Annotated in this window: 19 protein-coding genes; 4 read left to right on the top strand and 15 right to left on the bottom strand. The window is 63.5% G+C overall.

Going from position 1 to position 20,672, the window contains the following annotated elements; all coding sequences use genetic code 11:
* Positions 1-6: 6 nt before the first annotated feature.
* The gene (locus JQ574_RS17925; protein WP_212207784.1) at positions 7-672 is read left to right on the top strand and encodes a GntR family transcriptional regulator; all 666 of its coding nucleotides are present in this window, start codon (positions 7-9) and stop codon (positions 670-672) included.
* Between the two features lie 19 nt (positions 673-691).
* Here JQ574_RS17925 and JQ574_RS17920 read toward each other — a convergent pair whose 3' ends face one another.
* Positions 692-2,104 (bottom strand): amidase, encoded by a 1,413-nt coding sequence (locus tag JQ574_RS17920; RefSeq protein WP_212207783.1) that lies wholly within the window; start codon positions 2,102-2,104, stop codon positions 692-694.
* Between the two features lie 3 nt (positions 2,105-2,107).
* Positions 2,108-4,450, bottom strand: coding sequence for a molybdopterin guanine dinucleotide-containing S/N-oxide reductase (locus JQ574_RS17915; RefSeq protein WP_212207782.1), 2,343 nt, complete (start codon positions 4,448-4,450; stop codon positions 2,108-2,110).
* A gap of 463 nt (positions 4,451-4,913) precedes the next feature.
* Between JQ574_RS17915 and JQ574_RS17910 the strand changes: the two genes are divergently transcribed.
* Entirely contained in the window at positions 4,914-5,684 is a 771-nt protein-coding gene (locus tag JQ574_RS17910) for a hypothetical protein (protein WP_212383756.1), read from the top strand.
* A gap of 204 nt (positions 5,685-5,888) precedes the next feature.
* Here the strand turns inward: JQ574_RS17910 and JQ574_RS17905 are convergent, their stop codons facing one another.
* Genes JQ574_RS17905 through JQ574_RS17880 form a run of 6 tightly spaced genes read right to left on the bottom strand, consistent with a single transcriptional unit; the run spans position 5,889 to position 10,495 of the window.
* On the bottom strand, positions 5,889-6,764 hold the full coding sequence (locus tag JQ574_RS17905) for an amidohydrolase (protein ID WP_212207780.1): 876 nt from the start codon (positions 6,762-6,764) through the stop codon (positions 5,889-5,891).
* 23 nt (positions 6,765-6,787) lie between these two features.
* Complete coding sequence (locus JQ574_RS17900) at positions 6,788-7,168, bottom strand: RidA family protein (RefSeq protein ID WP_212207779.1); 381 nt, start codon at positions 7,166-7,168, stop codon at positions 6,788-6,790.
* Positions 7,169-7,197: 29 nt separating this feature from the next.
* Positions 7,198-8,001 carry a 2-oxo-hept-4-ene-1,7-dioate hydratase gene (gene hpaH, locus JQ574_RS17895; RefSeq protein ID WP_212207778.1) on the bottom strand — a complete coding sequence of 268 codons (804 nt, stop codon included), beginning with the start codon at positions 7,999-8,001 and terminating at the stop codon, positions 7,198-7,200.
* A 3-nt stretch (positions 8,002-8,004) separates the two neighbouring features.
* Positions 8,005-8,865 carry a fumarylacetoacetate hydrolase family protein gene (locus JQ574_RS17890; RefSeq protein ID WP_212207777.1) on the bottom strand — a complete coding sequence of 287 codons (861 nt, stop codon included), beginning with the start codon at positions 8,863-8,865 and terminating at the stop codon, positions 8,005-8,007.
* 10 nt (positions 8,866-8,875) lie between these two features.
* A complete protein-coding gene (locus JQ574_RS17885) occupies positions 8,876-9,493 on the bottom strand; it encodes a flavin reductase family protein (protein ID WP_212207776.1) in 618 nt (205 codons plus the stop codon).
* Positions 9,494-9,517: 24 nt separating this feature from the next.
* Positions 9,518-10,495, bottom strand: coding sequence for a tripartite tricarboxylate transporter substrate binding protein (locus JQ574_RS17880; protein WP_212207775.1), 978 nt, complete (start codon positions 10,493-10,495; stop codon positions 9,518-9,520).
* A gap of 166 nt (positions 10,496-10,661) precedes the next feature.
* On the opposite strand from JQ574_RS17880, the gene JQ574_RS17875 reads away from it, so the two are divergent.
* Positions 10,662-11,462 (top strand): IclR family transcriptional regulator, encoded by an 801-nt coding sequence (locus JQ574_RS17875; protein ID WP_212207774.1) that lies wholly within the window; start codon positions 10,662-10,664, stop codon positions 11,460-11,462.
* A gap of 48 nt (positions 11,463-11,510) precedes the next feature.
* Here JQ574_RS17875 and cbbX read toward each other — a convergent pair whose 3' ends face one another.
* From cbbX to JQ574_RS17840, 7 genes are all read right to left on the bottom strand, one after another.
* Positions 11,511-12,389, bottom strand: a complete 879-nt coding sequence (cbbX, locus tag JQ574_RS17870) for a CbbX protein (RefSeq protein WP_212207773.1) — start codon at positions 12,387-12,389, stop codon at positions 11,511-11,513.
* 139 nt (positions 12,390-12,528) lie between these two features.
* On the bottom strand, positions 12,529-12,948 hold the full coding sequence (locus tag JQ574_RS17865; RefSeq protein WP_212207772.1) for a ribulose bisphosphate carboxylase small subunit: 420 nt from the start codon (positions 12,946-12,948) through the stop codon (positions 12,529-12,531).
* A 12-nt stretch (positions 12,949-12,960) separates the two neighbouring features.
* Positions 12,961-14,421 (bottom strand): form I ribulose bisphosphate carboxylase large subunit, encoded by a 1,461-nt coding sequence (locus tag JQ574_RS17860; protein ID WP_212207824.1) that lies wholly within the window; start codon positions 14,419-14,421, stop codon positions 12,961-12,963.
* A gap of 55 nt (positions 14,422-14,476) precedes the next feature.
* Positions 14,477-15,559: a class II fructose-bisphosphate aldolase gene (gene fba / locus JQ574_RS17855; RefSeq protein WP_212207771.1), complete on the bottom strand. Its 1,083-nt coding sequence runs from the start codon at positions 15,557-15,559 to the stop codon at positions 14,477-14,479.
* 34 nt (positions 15,560-15,593) lie between these two features.
* Positions 15,594-17,624: a transketolase gene (gene tkt / locus JQ574_RS17850; RefSeq protein ID WP_212207770.1), complete on the bottom strand. Its 2,031-nt coding sequence runs from the start codon at positions 17,622-17,624 to the stop codon at positions 15,594-15,596.
* The gene (locus JQ574_RS17845; protein ID WP_212207769.1) at positions 17,621-18,496 is read right to left on the bottom strand and encodes a phosphoribulokinase; all 876 of its coding nucleotides are present in this window, start codon (positions 18,494-18,496) and stop codon (positions 17,621-17,623) included. Before JQ574_RS17845 ends, tkt begins: the two co-directional genes overlap by 4 nt.
* A gap of 12 nt (positions 18,497-18,508) precedes the next feature.
* Positions 18,509-19,549: a class 1 fructose-bisphosphatase gene (locus JQ574_RS17840; RefSeq protein ID WP_212207768.1), complete on the bottom strand. Its 1,041-nt coding sequence runs from the start codon at positions 19,547-19,549 to the stop codon at positions 18,509-18,511.
* 149 nt (positions 19,550-19,698) lie between these two features.
* Here JQ574_RS17840 and JQ574_RS17835 point away from each other — a divergent pair, with 149 nt between their 5' ends.
* Entirely contained in the window at positions 19,699-20,670 is a 972-nt protein-coding gene (locus JQ574_RS17835; RefSeq protein ID WP_212207767.1) for a LysR substrate-binding domain-containing protein, read from the top strand.
* Positions 20,671-20,672 lie beyond the last annotated feature (2 nt).

The raw sequence follows: 20,672 nt of genomic DNA, 5'->3' as shown, positions 1-20,672 counted from the left end.
AGGACCATGAAATCGCTCAAGCTCGATGCACCGAAGTCGCTGTCGCAGCGGGTCATGCTGCGGCTGCGTCAGGCCATCATCGATGGTGAATTCGGACTGGGCGCGGTCATTTCCGAAGAGATGATCGCGCAATCGTTCGGCGTCAGTCGAACGCCGGTCCGCGAAGCGATGGGTCTGTTGCAATCGCAAGGGCTCGTGGTGATAAGGCCGCAGGTCGGCAGCTTTGTCTTTACCCCGAGCGCTGCCGACATCTCGGCGCTTTGCGCGTTCAGGATCATCATCGAGCCCAAGGCCGCCGAACTCGCCTATCGTCATGATCGTGCCGGCGCGGTCGCGGCGATGCGGACCGCGATCTCGGAGATGGAGCAGGCGCTGGCCGCCAAGGACAACGTCGCCTATGGGCGAGCCGATACCGCAATGCATGAGGCCTTCTTCGCGCATTGCGGCAATCGCTATCTCGTCGAGTCCTATCAACTGGTATCGGGACGCGTAGCTGCGCTGCGCACCAATTTGAGCGCGCCCGTCGACGTCCAGACACCGGCCTCGTTCGACGAGCACCGCAAGCTGCTCCACCTGTTCGAGCGCGGCGAGTTCGCGGCGTTCGAGGCGCTGATGACGTCGCACATCGCCAATTCAGGGTTGACCTACGCGCGGGCGCTGGAAGTCGCGTAGGCGCGCCCGCCAGAGATTTTCAAGCGATCGGCGGACGCGCTGAAGCCCATGGACGCGCGGCCTCGAACGCCGCGGACATTTGCAGCACTCCGAGATCGTCGCAGCGCCGGCCGACGATCTGCAAGCCCACCGGCAGGCCTGATGCGGTGAACCCGCAGGGAAGCGACGCGGCCGGATTCTGCGCCAGGTTGAACGGATAGGAAAACTCCGCCCACGACATCCAGTCCCACTTATGTTGAGGCCAGTGGTCGGGCTGCAGCTGCGTGGCGGGGAATGCCGCAACGGATACCGCCGGTGTCAGGAGGAAATCCCAATCCTCGAAGAAATGGTGGATCTCCGCACAATAGGCGAGCTTTGCGACTTTCATTTTCAGATAGTCCGGCAGCGTGATGTGCTGTCCGGCCTCAAAGCATGCGACAAAGCCCGGATCCAGCTGGTCGAGGGATTCGGCGATGCGATCGGCGTAACGGCTGTAATGCGCCGGCCAGAAGAAGCGCGCGAGCTCCGGGCCTTTCGGTCCCCACGGCGTCTTGACCTGTTCGACGCGCCAGCCGAGCTCGGTTTCGAACACCTCCGCGGCCTTGCGCACCAGGTCAGCCACGTCAGGATCAACGCGGGCATGGCCGAGATCCGGACTGAATGCGATACGCGGCGCGCGCGGCCGGCTCGCGAGCTGTGCGGGATAGTCGGCCGGCGGCCCTTCAAGGCTCGACTGGTCGTCGGGATGGCGGCCGGCCATCACTTTCAGCATCAGCGCGGCGTCCGCGACCGTGCGCGTCAAAGGACCGAGATGCACGGTGTTGTCGCTCGGCGTCATCGGCGATTGCGGCACGCGACCGTAGGTCGGCTTGATTCCGTAGACGCCGCAAAAATGCGCGGGCATGCGGATCGAGCCCGCGCCGTCGCTGCCCTGATGCAGTGGACCATAGCCCGCCGCGGCACCGACGCCCGCGCCGGAAGAAGACGCGCCGGCGTTCAGGCCGAGCTTCCACGGATTATTCGTGACGCCGGTCAGCGGGCTGTGGCTGACGCCCTTCCAGCCGAATTCGGGCGTGGTGGTCTTGCCGAGGATGATGGCGCCCGCACTGCGGAGGCGCGCGACCGCGACGTTATCGGCAGGCGCGACCTCGCCGCGAAACAAATAGGTCCCGCGTTCGAACGGCATGCCGCGCACCGGTTCGAGGTCCTTGATGGTGACGGGAATGCCGTGCAGCGGCCCGAGCGAATCTCCCTTGGCGAGCGCGCTGTCGGCGGCCGCCGCGGCGTCCATCGCCTCCGCCGCAGCCAGATGCGCGAACGCGTTCAGTTTGGGTTCAAGGGCTGCGATGCGCTCCAGCACCGTCGAGGTGATTTCGACGGAGGATAGTTTTTTGGCGCGGATCGCACCCGCCAGATCCGTTGCCGGCGTGAAACAGAGATCAACTTTATCCATGACCTAGCTTCCGCGCTTCGCTGTCACGGGCGGATCGTAGGCCTGGATCGGCGGCAGATTGCCGATGAAACGTTCGACCTCGGCGGTCGTCAGTTGCCCGGTGCAGCCCTGCGCCAGAGAGGACGTGCCGACGTCCCGCGTCAGGACGTTCGGATTGCCGTGCACGCAAAGCGGCGCATCTTCGTTGGGATCGGCGGGATCGTACCAGGCGCCGGTAGCCAGTTGGATCACGCCCTGCCTTATACCGTCGGTCACGCGGACGCCCGCCAGACACGCGCCGCGCTCGTTGAACAGGCGAATGATGTCACCGTCGGAAATCCCGCGCGCGGCGGCGTCGATCGGATTCATGCATGCGACCTCGCGTCCGCGTTGCTTCGACGCTGCGCTGTGGCCACCGAAATCAAGCTGGCTGTGTAGCCGCGTCGCCGGCTGGTTGGCGACCAGGATCAGCGGTGCCGACGGCGCCGGCACCTGCACCCGCTCGAGCCAGGCCGGATGACCCGGACAGTCCGTCTCGCCAAAGCCCGCGATGGTCTCCGAGAAGATTTCCAGCTTGCCGCTCGGCGTCGGCAGTTTTGCGCCATCCGGATCTTCGCGGAAACGGCGCAGCTGCCCGCCATCATCAGGGTGTTGCGGCATGATCAGGCCGTCGCCCTTCCAGAATTCGTCGAAGCTCGGCGCAGCCAAGCCACGCTCCGCGAGCCCCTTCCGTGTCGGTTCATACAGATGCTCCAGCCATTGGCGGACGTTGCGGCCTTCGGTGAAGGCTTCGCGCTTGCCGAGGCGTTCGGCGAGATCGGAGAAGATCGCGTAATCGTCCCGCGCTTCGCCATAAGGCGGCGCAATCTGCTGCATCGGCACCAGAAGTGGATCGTTGGCGTTGGCACCGATGTCCTCGCGCTCCAGCGTCATGGTCGCGGGCAGCACGAAATCGGCATGCCGCGCCGTCGCGGTCCAGCCCAATTCATGCACCACCAACGTGTCGACCTGCGCGAAAGCCTTGCGTAGCCGATTGATGTCCTGATGGTGATGGAAGGGATTACCGCCGGCCCAGTAGACCAGCTTGATATCGGGATAGGTCTTGGTCTTGCCGTTGTAGCGATAGGTGCCGCCGGGATTGAGCAGCATGTCGGCGATGCGGGCGACCGGAATGAATTCGGTGACGCCGTTACGCGCTTGCGAAAGTGTCGGCGTCGGCACGGCGTTGTAGCGTCGGCCGTAATAGGCGATGGCCCCGAGCGCGTAGGCATAGCCGCCGCCCGGCAGACCGATCTGCCCCAGCGCTGCGGCAAGAACGGCGCCCATCCAGACCGGCTGCTCGCCATGTTCGGCCCGTTGCAGCGAGTGCGAGACCACGATCAGCGCGCGGCGGCCGTGAAGCTTGCGGGCGAGCGCAACGATGGTGTCGGCGGCGACGCCTGATATCGCCGCGGCCCATGCCGCATCCTTGGGCTGGCCGTCGGTCTCGCCCAGAACGTAACGCTCGAACACCGGCCAGCCGACCGTGAAGCGATCGAGGAAGGCCCGATCGTGCAGTCCCTCGGCAACCAGCGTATGCACCAGCGCCAGCATCAGGGCGACATCGGTGCCCGGGATGTTGCTGATCCATTGCGAGCGGGCTTCATCAGGCAAATCGCCGCGCAGCGGGCTGACATGGACGAACTGGCAGCCGCGCGCCGCGGCGCGCGCCATCGCGCCACGCTCGACATGCTTGCTGGTGCCGCCGCCGGCCACCATGCTGTTCTTCAGCGCCATGCCGCCAAAGGCGAGCACGACATCGCTGTGCTCGGCGATCTGTTCCCAGGAGACGTTGCGCTTGGTCAGATCCTCGTAGTCGCCAATGATGTGGGGCACCACGACGGTGGCGGCGCCGGAACTATATGAATTGACCGACTTGACGTAGCCGCCCATCGCGATGTTCAGGAAGCGATGGACCTGGCTCTGCGCATGGTGAAAGCGGCCCGCGCTCGACCAGCCGTAGGAGCCGCCGAACACCGCACCCGGACCATAATTGTCCCGCACGCGGGCGAGTTCGGCGCCAAGCAGATCCAGCGCGTCCTCCCAGGACATCGGGACAAATTCATCACGCCCGCGGCGCGCGTCCGGCCCGCGCTTGCCTTCGAGCCAGCCGCGGCGCACCATCGGCTGCGCGACGCGCGCGCGGTGGCGCAAGGCGCCGGGAAAATTATCGATGATCTGGTTCGGATCGGGATCATCCGGATGCGGCCGAACCTCGAGTTCATCGCCCTGCCAGCGCGCCGAAAACACGCCCCAATGGGACGAATGCGGGCGGAAAGACGCGTCGGTTGGGGAATCGGAAGGGGCGTTATCGGTCACATCGGTCATCAGAGTCTCTCATGCCCATTTGGTTCCGCGCTGGCGCAACCTTGCTGCCGACAGCATAAACCGATCGGGCACCATGAGTAATGCGTAATTCGAGAGAGAGACCTGCTCCAGCCCGCCTCGCTCCCAACCAAAATATCGAAAACAACCCCATGCAAAGAAAGGGCTGCACGGATGCCGCACCCCGCAAAAACATTTTTGACACGTCGGGCAAATCAGGGACACCAATCCATCATCGCCCCATTTGTAAGATCGCCCATGGCGCCGCCCATCGGGTTCCCGGCGCGATGACAGGCCAAAATCCCGACAATTCAAGTGGTACGGGCTGGCACGCAGCGATTGATCGCTTGCGTGCTGCCGTACTGCGTAGCCGCTTGGAGCCGCAATTGCTGCGTCGTGACCTATCGTCCGCATCCTCCCGACCTCATCCCCGGGACAACCTGGGAGACTCCTGTTCCGCGAATCAGTGCACGGCGTTAACGATGGCGAGGAGCTGGCGATCCGACCCGGAGATTTCCATGGCCCTTCCACTCGTTCAACAACAGCCGAACCGATCCTGAGTCGGCGACACGCCTCGACGTGCGATGATCTTCTTGCCCGCTACCTTCACCTGCGGGAAATCTCCAAGGGACTTCACGAGGAGGTTCTCAACTCCATCTCCAGCGATGCACTGTTGAGCTGCGCGCGCCGGCTCGGTCTGGCGCAAGGAAAGACGCTTCTTCTCGAACACATGGACGAGATGTACTACGTCTATGACCTTGCCATTTATACGGCGCCCGCGGATCGTTCGCGAGCGATCGATCGTTACGCGAGGTCGGCCAAATGCGACGCGCAGTCCGACGAGCGGCTGATGCTGGAGGCGATGCGCGCATCGCAGTTTGCAATACTCCTGATCGAGCAACGTCACGACGTTGTGGGTCTGATCGCCACCGACATTCTCCGCAACTCCAAGGTATGGCTGCTCGACGTGGGGCTCGAGAGTTCGATGGACGAAGGCGAATTGATCGCTACCCGGTTGCTCACCCCCGGGCCGTGCTCGATGACCGCCGGCGTCAACGTTCCTTTCGAGATCGAAATGCTCGAACCGGTTTGTGCGCTATTGCCGCAGCGCATGGCCAATGGCAAACTGACCCGAACAGCCGACGACAGGCGTTTCGCTGAAGCCGTCTACAGGGTGGGGCTCGCGGATGGCGTCATGGATCGTCTGGCCTATCTTGATCTACCCGATCGCGCCTGACTCAGCGCGCCACGGAATGGCTCGCTCGCACAACGAAGCGCGGCTGATGCAATCCGCGCGCGCCCGATCTGGCCGGCAGCGTGCCCTGTGCCAAATCTGCAAAGATTGTGACAGTGCAAAAATTCACCAAGCCGATCGCTCTTAGGTTAAGTGCACTGTCACCGTAATCTGCCTGCCCCTTGCCGCAGCAAGCACTGTCCCAGTTTATTTGTCGAACCCAAACAGGCTTGCCGGATTGGTCACCAGAATTTTCTCGAGCTCGGCCTCATCAGGCGCATAGCGATAGAGCAATTCCAGCAAATCCGCGTCGTTGGGGGGCTGGACGACCGAAACCGGATGCGGCCAATCGCTGGCCCATACGCAGCGGTCGGGCGCCGCCTCGATATAGGCGCGGGCGATCGGAATGACGTCGTCCCACGGCGGGCCGGCCTTCGAGGTCTTCTCGCCGAGCGAAAGCATCACCCAGAAATTGCCCTTCGAGAGCAGATCGAGCACCGCGCGCAAATTCGGATCGTCCTTGCCGCGCAGCGGATCGGGCCGCCCCATGTGATCGATCAGGACAGGCACGTTCAGCCCGCGGATCTTGTCGAGATTGCCGACGATGCCATCCTTCTCGGGCTGGAACTTGGCGTACCAACCGAGTTCGCGGATGCGCGCAATGGCGCGCTCGAAATCCTTGTCCGACAGCACCGCGCCGAGCTCTTTTCGGAAACTGAAGCGCGCCCCGCCGACGCCTGCGGCATCGAGCTTGGCAAGGTAGGCGTCATCGGCTTCGGCAAAGACCAGTGCGTTGGCGCAGGCGCGATAGTTCGGCCCCATCGCAGCCAGGCCATCGAGCACCACGGAATGATCGGCGCCATAGGTCGTGGTTTGCACGATGATGCCGCGCTCGATGCCGAGCGCCTTGTGGACGCGCAGCGCCGCCTCCCAGGTCGCTGACGGCATCTGGTAGGCCGCCCCTGCCCGGATCGGATATTTTTCCACCGGCCCCAGCACGTGAAACTGGCTGTCGATGCTCTTCGGCGGCGGCAGCCTCAAAGGACGGCGCGGGTTCGGATCGAACGGCAGATAGTCCGGCATGGTATGTCCTCTCCTCGGGCGCGTCAGCCGATCACGGCGGTGAAGTCGCATTGCACCAGCGCGCCGCCATCCATGTTCATCTGCAGCGCATGACGGGCGGGGCGCGAATGCTCGTCCGGAAACATCTTCAGCCACTCGGTGTTAACAGGCGCGCGCTGGGTGCGGTCCTGCAGCCACACCGTCATCTTGATGATGTCGTCGGTGGTGCCGCCGCCGGCTTCCACAATGGCCTTCATGTGGGCGAACATGTTGGCGCACTGCTCCTCGATGCGTTCGGGCATGACGCCGGCGGCGTCGCGACCGAGGATGACACCCGACATCAGGAGATTGCCGATCCGGCATGCATTCGGAATCGGGTTGGCATGCTTGAACTCGCCGATATAGATGCTCTTGCGTCGTGCCATTTGCACACCTCGCTTTGATGAATACTCGCTCAGACGAATTGGCAGGAGACCGATCCGAATGGACCGTAATCAGCGTGAAACGTATCGCCCTTGCTGATTTCGACCGGGCGCGTAAAGGATCCCGCCAACACCACTTCGCCTGCAGCCAGGTGCTCGTCATGGCGAGCCAGCCGGTTGGCGAGCCACGCCACGCCATTGGCCGGGTGGTTGAGGACGCCGGCCGCGATCCCGGTCTCCTCGATCTGCCCGTTGCGAAACAGCAATGCGCCGATCCAGCGCAGATCTGCGTCCAGCGGCCGGAACGGCCGGCCGCCGACCACCAGCGCCGCGTTCGCCGCATTGTCGGAGATCGTGTCCGTGACCTTGCGCGGCGCCTTTGTCTCAGGGTCTATCCGGTGCATGCGCGTTTCCAAAATTTCGAGCGCGGGCGTGACGTAGTCGGTGGCGTTGAGCACGTCGAACAGCGTGCAGTCTGGCCCCTTCAGCGGCGCCTTCAGGACGAACGCCAGTTCGACCTCGATGCGCGGGGCGTGGAAGCGGTCGAACGGAATGGTGCCGGCGTCCGAATAGAACATGTCCGCGAACAGCACGCCGAAGTCAGGCTCGGAGATACCCACCGCGTTCTGCATCGCCTTCGACGTCAGACCGATCTTGTGGCCCTTGATGCTGCGGCCGCGCGACAGCTGGACCCTGGTCCACGCCCGCTGGATCGCATAGGCATCCTCGATCGTCAGATCCGGATATTCCGACGTGAACGCAGGGATCAGCGACTTGCTGCGTTCGGCCTCGTCGAGACGCTGCGCCAGGCGGTCGATGGTTTGCTGGTCGAGCATAACTTAAGCTTCCGCGGCAACGACGTTGCGTAAGGTACCGATGCGGGAGGATTCCACCTCGACCACGTCGCCGGGCTTCAGCCAGCGGGGCGGGTCGAACCTCGCGCCCGCGCCGGTCGGGGTGCCGGTTGCGATCATGTCGCCCGGTTTCAGGGTCGCGAAGGTGGAAAGATAGGCGATCAGGAAATCGAACGGAAACATCAGCCGCTCGGTGGAATCGCTCTGCCGTACCTCGCCATTGACGCGGGTGACGATATCGTGCGGCCCGCGCGGATCGCATTCGTCTGATGTGACGATCCACGGCCCGACGCTGCCGGAGCGGTCGAAATTCTTGCCCTGCGTGACGTTGAACTTGCCGTGGTGCAGCCAGTCGCGCACGCTGCCTTCGTTGCACAGCGTCATGCCGAAGATGTGGTCGAAGGCCCGCTCGCGCGGGATGTGGCGCCCCGCCTTGCCGATCACGATGACGAGCTCGCCCTCGTAATCCAGTTGCTCGGATATTTTCGGCTTCTCGATCGGCTGGCCGGACCCGACCACCGAGGACGGGTTGCGAACGAACAGGCTGGGATATTTCGGCAGGTCGGAATTGTCTTTATATTCGGCGTTGCGATCCCGGTAGTTGACGCCGATGCACCACAGCTTCTCCGGAGCCGGGATCGGCGAGCGCAGGGTGAGATCGCCGAGCGCATGGTCAGGCGCTTGTCCGGCGATGGCGGCGCGCGCTGCCTCGAAGCCGTCGCCGGCGATCAAGGTCCGCAAATCGGGAAACTTGGTGCCGATCCGGCTGCTCAGATCGACGACACCGCCGTCGACGGCAGCGCCAAAGCACGGTCGTCCGTTGGCGTGATAGCTCAGAAGACGCATGTGGCTTCCCTCAGGATTCGGATTTCGAGGTCTGGAAAACTGGCTTCAGCGTGACGATCTCGCCGAGCCGCGCGTAGCGCGGACCGCCGATGCGCGCGATCGGATCGAGCGCCTCGGTCTCGATCTTGCCGTTCTGCAGCAGCCCGTCGCGGACGTGGAACACCAATACTTCGCCGACGATCAGCCGGCTGCGGGTCTCGCCGAACTCGAGGCATTGCCGAAAGCGGCACTCCATCGCGATCGGTGCTGCGGCGAGACGGGGCACCTTGATGCGCTCGCTCGGCAGCGTCTCGAGTTGCAGCTCCTCGACCTCGCTGACATCGGGCGGATGCTCGGTGGAACTCTCATGCACCGCAATCATCAGGCTCGAATCGGCGATGTGGACGACGTATTCCTCGTTGCCCAGGATGTTATGCGCCGTGTCCTTGTAGATTCCGGCCTTGCGGCCGACGCTGATCGCCAACATCGGCGGCTTCGGCGAAACAAAGGTAAAGGCGCTGAACGGCGCAAGGTTGACGATGCCGCCGCTCGACAGGCTGGTGACCCAGGCGATCGGACGCGGCACCACGATGCCGGTGATCAGCCGGTAGGCCCTCTCGGCATCGAGATCTGACGGATCGATCCGCATCACGATTCCCTCAAAACAGTTCCCTCAATCGGTCTTGATATTCGCTTTGCGAACGACGGGAATCCATTTGGCGTCCTCGGCCTCGAGATAGCTCTTGAACGCCGCCGGTGTCATCGTGACGGCCTCGGCGCCGAGCGTATTGAACTTTTCGACGATCGCGGGATCCTTCAGGATCGCCGCCATCGTATCGTGCAGCTTGGTCACGATCTCGGCGGGCGTACCTGATGGCGCGAACAGGCCGGTAAAGGTCTGGCCGTCGAATTCCTTGTAACCGAGCTCGGCGAAGGTCGGCACATCAGGTATCCACGAGGCGCGGTGGCTGCCGGTGACGGCAAGAGCGCGCACATTTCCATTCTTGATGAAGGGCAGTCCGACCGAAATCTGGTCAAAGGCAAACTGCACCTGGCCCCCGATCAGGTCGTTGATGGCGGGCGCGTTGCCGCGGTAATGCGCCGTCACCCATTGGACTCCGAGCGTCGACTGTACGAGCTCGCTGAGCAAATGATTGGTGGTGCCGGCGCCGGGCGAGGCCATCGTCATCTTGCCGGGCTCGCGGCGGGCGAGATCGAAAAACGCCTTCAGATCCTTTGCCGCGACCGACGGATGCACCTCCAGCACCAGCGGCGTCATCGAGATCGAGGTGATGGGGAGGAAATCACGCTTCCAGTTATAGGCGTCGCGTTTGGCGATCTCGGGGGCGAACAGAACCGGTCCGTTGGCGCCGACAAACAGGGTGTAGCCGTCGGGCGCGGCCTTCGCGAATGCCTCGCCGGCGATCAAGCCGCCGGCACCGGCCTTGTTTTCCACGATGAAGGGCTGCCCCAGCGCCGTTTGCAGCTTGTCGGCGATGATGCGCGCGGCTCCGTCGACATTGCCGCCGGCCGGATAAGGCACGATGAGCTTCACCGACCGTGCCGGCCATTGCTGGGCCGCGACCGGAACGCTCGACAGTGCCGTTATCAATGCCGTGACCGCAATGCCAGCGATGGCGAACAATCTCATTGCATCCTCCCGAAAGCGAGCAGCTGGAGCAATCCGCTACTCTCGTTGTTGTGGTGCGAGCTGCAGCCCGTCCGCCGTTACATTCATCCGATCTTGCCCCGCGGGCTTCCCTTGTCGATGGAATTGTGGTGTTTTTGTCCACATTATGGACATCGGATGAAGCTAGATGACGGATGGTCGGCGGCGCGACAGACCGGAGCCCCAGCAGGGCGGGCAGGCGATCCGCCGCGCCTTGACCGTGCTGCGGATTCTAGCGGCCGGCCGGGAAACCGGCGTGCCGTTGTCGGAGGTCGTTCGGGCAACGTCCCTCACCCGTCCTACCGTGCACCGGATCGCGCAGGTGCTGATCGAGGAAGGCATCGTCGAGCGCAGCGCCCAGACCGGACGCTACGCAATCGGCCGCCAAGTGGCGGAACTGGCGCTGGCGCGGCAATCGCGCTCGCCGCTGCTGGTCGCGGCCGAGCCTTATCTGGCGCGGGCGTCCGCGCAGCTTGGCGATACCTTGTTCCTGACGGTGCGCACCGGGCTCGATACGCTGTGCGTCGCGCGCCGCATCGGCTCATATCCGATCCAGGTGCTGTCGATCGAGGTAGGCGCGCGGCGGCCACTCGGGGTCTCCAGCGCGGGCGTGGCAATTCTGGCCGCGATGCCGGCTCCGGAGGCGCGAGGGATCGTCCTCGCCAACGAGGCACGATTCATGGCCTATCGCACCGACCTGCCGACGGTACTGGGGCAGATCCGGCTTGCACGGCGCCGGGGCTACAATTTGCGCGACGTCGGCCTCGTGCAGGGAACGAAATCGCTCTCGGCCTGGATCAGGAGTCCCGACGGTCAGCCCGCGGCGGCGATTACCCTATCCGCGGTGAGAAACAGGCTGAGCCCGCGCCGTGCCGTCGAAGTGTCTGATGTCCTCATCGCCGCTGCACGAGAGATCGAGCGAACGATACCGAGTGCGCCAGGCGGCTAACCGATCGGGATTCGAAACCGAACGACAGCGTAGTGCCGGACTCCGGGTCTAAGACTTGTCCTTCAAGAACACCCGGCTGGCGAGCACGTCCGACGCCTGCAACGACATCACGTCGTCCGCGTCCAGCATGCGGTCGAGATCGGCGACGAGACGATTGGCCTGGCGCAGCCGCATGCGGTCGAGCGCGTTTCGGATCGAGCGGGCGTTGGAGAACAGCGGCTGGGTGACGCGCGCCGCGATGTAGCGGATGAAGGCCTCCCGCGCCTCGTCGCTGAACTTGTAGTTCATGTCGTGCAGCATCAGCTCGGCGATGGCGAGCAGCTCATCATTGGAATAATCCGGAAAATCGATGTGATGGGCGATCCGGGAGCGGAAGCCCGGATTGCTGGCGTAGAATTTCTCCATGCGGTCGCCATAGCCGGCGAGGATGACCACCAGATCCTCGCGCTGCGATTCCATCACCTGCAGCAGGATCTCGATCGCCTCCTGGCCGTAGTCCCGTTCATTGTCCGGCCGATTGAGATAATAGGCCTCATCGATGAACAGCACGCCGCCCATCGCCTTCTTCAGCACCTCCTTGGTCTTGGGTGCGGTGTGGCCGATATATTGCCCCACCAGTTCGTCGCGGGTGACCGAGACGACATGGCCGCGGCGAACGAAACCAAGCCGGTGGAGAATGCTCGCGATCCGCAGCGCCACCGTGGTCTTGCCGGTGCCGGGATTGCCGGTGAACGACATATGCAGTGTCGGCACGTCCGTTGTCAGATTCATCCGCTTGCGGATACGCTCGATCAACAGCAGCGACGCGATTTCGCGGATGCGTGTCTTGACGGGTTTGAGCCCGATCAGCTCGCGGTCGAGCTGGGTGAGGATCTCCTCAATGCCGACGGCCTCGAGTTCTTCGCGGAGACTGACCCTGTCTGTCATCGGCGAGGCATCCAAATCCATGTGCGAACCTCAACGCTGGAGAAAAAAAGCTCCGTCGCCGCTTTCGCAAACGACGGAGCAGAGGATCCGGCCGGGGTCGATGAGGGAGATCCGCCGGCCGGCAGAGGTAACAGAGGAGCTAACCGTAGCGACCGCCTTCCGGGCGATCGACCGCGTAAGACTTCGTGGTGTAGCGAATGTTGCGGCCGGCCATCTCGTGCCGTTCGAGGCGGAAGCCGGGTTCGTCCTTTGGCCGGTTGACGATGAAGGACAGCCGCACCGATTCCCAGCCGTGGCTGTTATCGAACGCCGACATTCGGATGTAGCTGTTGCCGTACACCTTGCGGCATTGACCGAGCTCCATCATCACGCCGGCGGCGTCGCGAAGGTCGAACATCGGCAATCCCCACATCTCCCAAAAACTGTTGCGGGGATGCGGGTCGTCGGTGAATTCGATGTTCACCGCCCAGCCTTTCTCCAGACAATACTGGACCTGGCGGGAAATCTGCTCGTCGGTTAGATCGGGCAGGAACGAGAAGCACCCCTGGGTAATGCGCATGATAACAGCTCCTTACATCGCGACGCTGGGTGTGGGGACGTAGTCGGGCATGTCGGTCGATTCATAGTTGAAGGTGACGTTCTTCCAGACCTCGAGCGCCGACTTCAGCGGCGTGCAAGTCTCCGCCGCCTTGGCCAGAATTTCTGGACCTTCGGCGAGATAGTCGCGGCCCTCGTTGCGGGCGAGGATCATCGCTTCCAGCGCGACGCGATTGGCGGTTGCGCCGGCCTGGATGCCCATGGGATGGCCGATGGTGCCGCCGCCGAACTGCAGGATCACGTCTTCGCCGAGATGATCGAGCAGCTGGTGCATCTGCCCGGCGTGAATGCCGCCGGACGCGACCGGCATCATCCGGTTGAGGCTGGCCCAGTTCTGTTCAAAGAACACGCCGTGCTCGAGCCGCACCGGATTGTAGTCTTCGCGGCAGATGTCGTAATAGCCGCGCGTGGTCGCCGGATCGCCCTCGAGCTTGCCGACCACGGTGCCGGCGTGGATGTGATCGACGCCGGCGAGCCGCATCCATTTCGCGATGACGCGGAATGAGACGCCATGGCTGCGCTGCCGCGTATAGGTCGAATGCCCTGCCCGATGCAGATGCAGGATCATGTCGTTGCGGCGCGCCCATTTCGCCATCGACTGGATCGCTGTGTAGCCGATCACCAGGTCGATCATGATGATGACCGAGCCAAGCTCCTTGGCGAATTCGGCCCGTTCGTACATGTCCTCCATGGTTCCGGCGGTGACGTTGAGATAGGTGCCCTTGACCTCACCGGACGCCGCCTGCGCCTTGTTGACGGCTTCCATGCAATAGAGGAAGCGTTCGCGCCAATGCATGAACGGCTGCGAGTTGATGTTCTCGTCGTCCTTGGTGAAGTCGAGCCCGCCCTTGAGCGCTTCATAGACCACGCGTCCGTAGTTGCGGCCGGACAGCCCAAGCTTCGGCTTCACGGTGGCCCCGAGCAGCGGGCGGCCGAACTTGTCCATGCGCTCGCGCTCGACCACGATGCCGGTCGCCGGCCCCTGGAACGTCTTCACATAGGCCACCGGCAGCCGCATGTCCTCCAGCCGCAACGCCTTCAGCGGCTTGAAGCCGAACACGTTGCCGATGATTGACGCCGACAGATTGGCGATCGATCCGTTCTCGAACAGGTCGAGATCGTAGGCGATATAGGCGAAATATTGCCCCGGCGAGTTCGGCACCGGATCGACGCGGTAGCACTTGGCGCGGTATTTCTCCGCCGCCGTGAGCCGGTCGGTCCACACCACGGTCCAGGTCGCGGTCGAGGATTCGCCGGCCACCGCCGCCGCAGCCTCGATCGGATCGACGCCATCCTGCGGGGTGACTCGGAACAGGGCGATGATGTCGGTTTCCTTCGGCTCGTAGTCGGGCTCCCAATAGCCCATCTTCTTGTATTCCATGACGCCGGACCTGTAGCGATCCTTGCCGCGGATGGTCATCGAGTGCTGGTTCATCTTGGTTTCCTCTTGTTGCGTGCGGCGGCTGGTCGGAAGCGTGGGGATCAAAAGATCAGGCGGCATGGGTCATCTCCCCGATGCGTGGGTCGAGCGCGCCGGAGCGATAGCGCCTCGCCATCTCGGCCAATGGAACGACCTTGATCTTCGAGGCGTGGCCGGCGGTGCCGAATTGCTCGAAGCGCTCACGGCAAAGATCGCGCAGCGCGTCCATCGCCGGTTTGAGGAATTTGCGCGGATCGAATTCGCTGCGGTTTTGGGTGGCGACCTTGCGGAACGCAGCGGCCATCGCCAGCCGGCAGTCGGTATCGATGTTGACCTTGCGGACGCCGTGCCTGATGCCGCGGACGATCTCCTCGACCGGCACGCCCCAGGTCTGCGGCATCTCGCCGCCGAACTGATTGAAAATGTCCTGCAGCGGCTGCGGCACCGAGGAGGAACCGTGCATCACCAGATGCGTGTTCGGCAGCCGGCGATGGATCTCCTCGACCACCCGCATCGCAAGGATGTCGCCGTCCGGCTTGCGCGAAAACTTGTAGGCGCCGTGCGAGGTGCCCATCGCGATCGCCAGCGCGTCGACCTTGGTGGCGCGGACGAAATCGACAGCCTGGTCCGGATCGGTCAGCAACTGGTCGTGACTGACTTCACCCTCGACGCCGTGGCCATCCTCCTGCTCGCCGCCGCCATGTTCCAGCGAACCGAGCACGCCCAGTTCGCCCTCGACGGAGGCGCCGATCCAGTGCGCCATGTCGACGACGCGGCGGGTGATGTCGACATTGTAGTCGTAATCCGCCGCGGTCTTGGCGTCGGCCTTGAGCGAGCCGTCCATCATGACGGAGGTGAAGCCATGTTTGATCGCGGTGGCGCAGGTTGCTTCCTCGTTGCCGTGGTCCTGATGCAGGCAAAGCGGGATCTGCGGATGCATCTCCTCCAGCGCATCGATCACCTTCGAGAGCATGATGTCGTTGGCGTAAGAGCGCGCGCCGCGCGAGGCCTGGATGATAACGGGCGCATCGACGGCGGTCGCCGCTTCCATGATCGCAAGGCCCTGTTCCATGTTGTTGATGTTGAACGCCGGCACGCCGTAGCCGCGCTCGGCAGCATGATCCAGCAATTGCCTCAGTGTGATCCTGGCCATCGGCCCCTCCGTGTCGTTGTTGGTTTGCAGGCGGTCATGTGTCGCTAGCCGCCATCCTCGCCCGCGCGATGCAGCGCAGGGCCGCCTTCGCCACCTCGTCCGCGGTGATACCGAATTCGCGGTAGAGCGTTTCGGCCGGTGCGGAAGCGCCAAAGCCGGTCATGCCGACGAATTCGCCGTCATCGCCGAGCCAGCGCGCCCAGTCGCCTTCGACCGCGGCTTCGACGCCGATCCGCGGCACGCGGCCGAGCACCGCGGTTCGATATTCGCGGGATTGCTGGCGAAACAATTCGAAGCACGGCGCCGAAACCACGGCCGCGCGGACGTTGACGCTCGCCAGCAATTCGGCCGCGTGCATGGCGATCGATACTTCCGAGCCGGTCGCGATCAGGGTGACGTCACGGCCTTCCTCCGGATCGACCACGACGTAAGCGCCGAACGCGACCAGATTCTGTTCGCCAGCTTCGCGAAACGTCGGCATCGCCTGCCGCGACAGGCACAGCAGCGACGGGCTATTTTGAGCGCGCAACGCGCAATCCCAGGCTTCTGCGGCCTCAATGGCATCGCCGGGGCGAAACACCAGCAGGTTGGGGATCGCCCGCAGCGATGCCAGATGCTCGACCGGCTGGTGAGTGGGGCCATCTTCGCCCAGTCCGATCGAGTCGTGCGTCATTACATGGATGACGCGGATACCCATCAATGCCGCCAGCCTGATCGCGGGGCGGCTGTAGTCGGCGAAGCTGAGAAAGGTGCCGCCATAGGGAATGAAGCCGCCATGCAACGCGATGCCGTTCATCGCCGCCGCCATCGCGTGCTCGCGGACGCCGTAGTGAATGTAGCTGCCGTTGAGGCAATCGGCCTGCACCGGCCGATGCGTTTTGGCGCGCGTCAGGTTGGAATGGGTCAGATCGGCGGAGCCGCCGAGCAGATTCGGCAACGCCTCGGCGATTGCGTCGATCACCAGCTGCGAGGCCTGCCGGCTCGCGATGTTGGGCCGCTCGGCGGCGAAGCGATCCCGCAACAGCGCCATCGCGTCGACATAGCTGCACGGCAGGTTGCGATTGAGGGCATCGTGAAACGGCGAGCGCGTCGCGGCACAGCGTTTTGTGCGTTCGATCCAGCTGCGGCGCGCCGCATGCCCGCGTGCGCCGGCGTTGCGCCATTGCGCAAGGATGGAATCGGGAACGTGGAACGGCGGATGCGGCCAGTTCAACGCATCGCGGGTCCTTGCGACCTCTTCAGTGCCGAGCGGCGCGCCATGGGCTTTCTCGCTGCCCTGGCGGCTCGGCGACCCAAAACCGATCAGCGTGCGGCAGGCGATCAGCGACGGCCGGTCGCTGGTGCGGGCCCGTTCGATCGCAGCGGCGATGGCCTCGGGGTCGTGGCCGTCGATCCGGCAGGCCGACCATCCGGAGGCCTTGAACCGCGCGAGCTGGTCATCAGAGCACGACAGCGAGGTCGCGCCATCGATCGAAATCTCGTTGTCGTCGAACAGCACGATCAGGCGATTGAGCCTGAGATGGCCGGCCAGCGAGATCGCCTCGTGGCTGAGGCCTTCCATCAGGCAGCCGTCGCCGGCAATCACATACGTGAAGTGATCGACGTAGTCGTCGCCGAAGCGCGCATTCATCAGTCGTTCGGCGAGCGCCATGCCAACGGCGGTGGCGATGCCCTGCCCAAGCGGCCCGGTAGTGGTCTCGACACCAGGGGTATGGCCATATTCGGGATGTCCCGGCGTTTTCGATCCCCATTGCCGGAAGGCCCTGAGTTCATCCGATGTCACGCCCTCGTAGCCTGTCAGGTGCAACAGCGCGTACAGCAGCATCGAGCCGTGACCGGCGGACAACACAAAGCGATCGCGGTCGGGCCACGCCGGGTCGGCCGGATCGAATTTAAGGAATCGCGAAAACAGAACGGTGGCGACGTCGGCCATACCCATCGGCATGCCGGGATGGCCGGATTTCGCCTGCTCGACCGCATCGATCGCCAGAAAGCGAATCGCGTTGGCCATTTCCGCGTGCGAAGCATCCGGACGGGTGGCAATACGGGACAGGGGAGCGTTCATGTCGTGCGCCTCTTGCGTTCCATCAGTTGCAGGATCAGCGGGGTGAGAATGAGCTGCATCGCCAGATCGAGTTTCGCGCCATGGATCACGATCGAATTGGCGCGCGACATGAAGCTGTGCGGGATCATCGACAGCAGATACGGGAAATCGATGCCGCGCGGATTCTTCAGGCGGATCACCACCATCGATTCGTCCGGCGTCGGAATCCACCGCGCGATGAACGGGTTCGACGTATCGACCGTCGGCACGCGCTGGAAATTGATGTCGGTCTCGGCGAACTGCGGACAGATGTAGTTCACGTAGTCGGGCATGCGCCGCAGGATGGTGTCGGTTACAGCCTCCGCGGTATAGCCACGGGCGCTGCGGTCGCGGTGCAGCTTCTGAATCCATTCCAGGTTGATGACAGGCACGACGCCGATCTTGAGATCGGCATGCTGCGCGACGTTGACCTTGTCGGTCACGACGGCGCCATGCAGTCCTTCGTAAAACAGCAGGTCGGAATTCTCAGGCAATCGGTGCCAGTCGGTGAACGTGCCCGGTTCGGCGCCGTACAGCTTCGCCTCTTCGTCGTCGTGGATGTAGTGCCGGGTGGTTCCGGTACCGGATTCGCCATAGTCCCGGAACACCCGTTCCAGTTCCACAAACAGGTTGGTTTCCGGGCTGAAATGGCTGAAATGCTTGTTGCCGCGCTCGGCTTCCTCCAGCATTTTCGTGCGCATCTCAAAGCGATTGTAGCGATGGAAGGCGTCGCCCTCGATGTAGGCCGCAACGACCTTTTCGCGGCGGAAGATCTGCTCGAACGTCTTCTTCACCGACGTCGTGCCGGCGCCGGACGAACCCGTGATCGAAATGATGGGATGAGCCCGTGACATGTCGATCGCCCCTCAGAGAAATAGGCCGCGCCGCGCAAACAGCGGTGCGTCGCTATTGTCGAACATCGGTTCGATCCTGTCGTGGATGGCCGTCACGTCGCGCACGTGATGCACGGATCCCATGATCAGTGGCACCCGCTGATGCGGGGTTTTCGCGGCCAGTTCCAGAATTCGCCGGCGCCCGGTCGACGCCGCGCCTCCCGCCCATTCCATGATCAGCGCCATTGGATGGGCTTCGTACAGCAGGCGAAGCCGCCCTTCCCGATAGCTCGGGCGTGCATCGGCCGGATAAAGGAACACGCCGCCGCGCACCAGGATGCGAAGCGCCTCCGCCACCAGCGAACCAATCCAGCGCATGTTGAAATCCACCTCGCCGCCGCCGCTGGTGCCGGAGAGGCACTCATCGATATAGGTGCGGACCGGCCCGTGCCAGTGGCGGTGATTGGACGCGTTGATGGCGAACTCCGGCATATTGCGTGCGATCTGCACACCCTGCCGGGTCTGCACGAATTCCTGCGCGTGGCGGTCGAGCATGAAGACATCGACGCGCGCGTTGAGCGCGAGGACGAGCGTGGTCTGCGGACCGTAGACGATGAAACCGGCGGCGCACTGCGCCGTGCCGGGCTCGAAGAAAGTCGAAAGCAGATCGTTGCCCCTGGGGCGGATCGAAAAGATGGTGCCGACCGAGATATTGTTGTCGAGGTTGGCCGATCCATCGAGCGGATCGATCGCAACGCAGAACGGCGCCGAAGGACGCAGGGTTTCCGGCAGCGCCGCTTCCTCGGAAAGAACCGCCGCCACCGGGGTGCCGCGTAGGGCACGCCGTATCAATTCATCGGCGGCAACATCGATATCCCTTTGCTGATCGCCGTCAGAATTGATGCCGCCGTGCCGTCCGGTAATGCCTGCGAACGGTCCATCCGCGATCAGCCCGGCAAGCTCGATGGAAGCTGACGCAATCGCCTTGATCACGTCGGCAAGCGCAGCGCCATGCAGCGGTGTCTGCAACGCGGACCGATCGAGATGTGAACGCAGCGTCACGCGCTCGTCCATGGCCGTCTCCCCTGTGCCCTCTTTCGGGGGCTCTCGAAGCGTCTCGCCGGCTTGGCAATCCGCGATGTCAAAGGAAACGCAGTTTGCCGAATTAGTAAAATTTTGTTATCTTTTGTCTGGGCAAAGTTTTTATTATAAGGGGTGCTGCGATGGCAGGCCGGTTATTGCGGGAAGTGACGATCCGCCAGTTGCGTGCACTGGCCGCTGTTCAAAAAAGTCGATCGGTCACATCAGCGGCCAAACAGCTCCATCTCACCCAGCCCGCGGTCACGCTGCAGCTTCGCAATTTGCAGGCACTCGCCGGACTGCCGCTGATCCAGCGCACCGGCGACGGCATGCTGCTGACGGATGCCGGACGCGAAGTGCTGGCGCTGACTGAGCGGATCGAGGCGGCGATATCAGATTGCGAAACCACGATGGCGATGATGGCGGGGAAGACCGCCGGCCGCATCTCGATCGGCGCCGTCAGCACCGCGAAATATTTCGTGCCGTTCATGATTTCAGGATTTTCGAAACGGCATCCGGACGTCGAAGTCACGCTCTCGATCGGAAACCGGCAGGAGATAGGCACGGCATTGCGCGGCTACGATCTCGACTTTGCGATCATGGGCCGCCCGCCTGCAGACATCGACATGAACGTTCACCTGATCGGCGATCACCCCCACGTCATCATCGCGCCGACCGGACATCGGCTGGCGCGAAAATCCCGCATCGCGCCGGGCGAACTCGCCAGCGAAACTTTCCTGACGCGCGAGCCTGGATCCGGAACGCGCGGGTTGATGGAACAACTGTTCGAATCGGCCGGCATTCGCCCCAGGATCGGCCTCGTCATGAGCAGCAACGAGACCATCAAGCAGGCCGTGATCGCAGGTTTGGGCATTGCATTCATTTCCGCACACACGGTGGCGACCGAACTCGACGAGCGGCGATTGACCACGCTCGACGTGGACGGCCTTCCCGTGATCCGGCAATGGTACGCGCTCGCCCGCAAGGACAAGGTCTTGCTGCCGCCGGCGCAGGCGATGCTCGATTTCCTCAGCACCAGGGGCAAGCAGTTTCTGCCGCGCACCAATGGCCGCCTGCGTCTCACCCGGTCATCCATCCGCAAGAAACGCGGCTGAAA

It is taken from the genome of Bradyrhizobium sp. AUGA SZCCT0158 (genome assembly GCF_018130065.1).
Taxonomy (GTDB): domain Bacteria; phylum Pseudomonadota; class Alphaproteobacteria; order Rhizobiales; family Xanthobacteraceae; genus Bradyrhizobium.
This window is presented reverse-complemented; position numbering and strand designations above follow the sequence as displayed.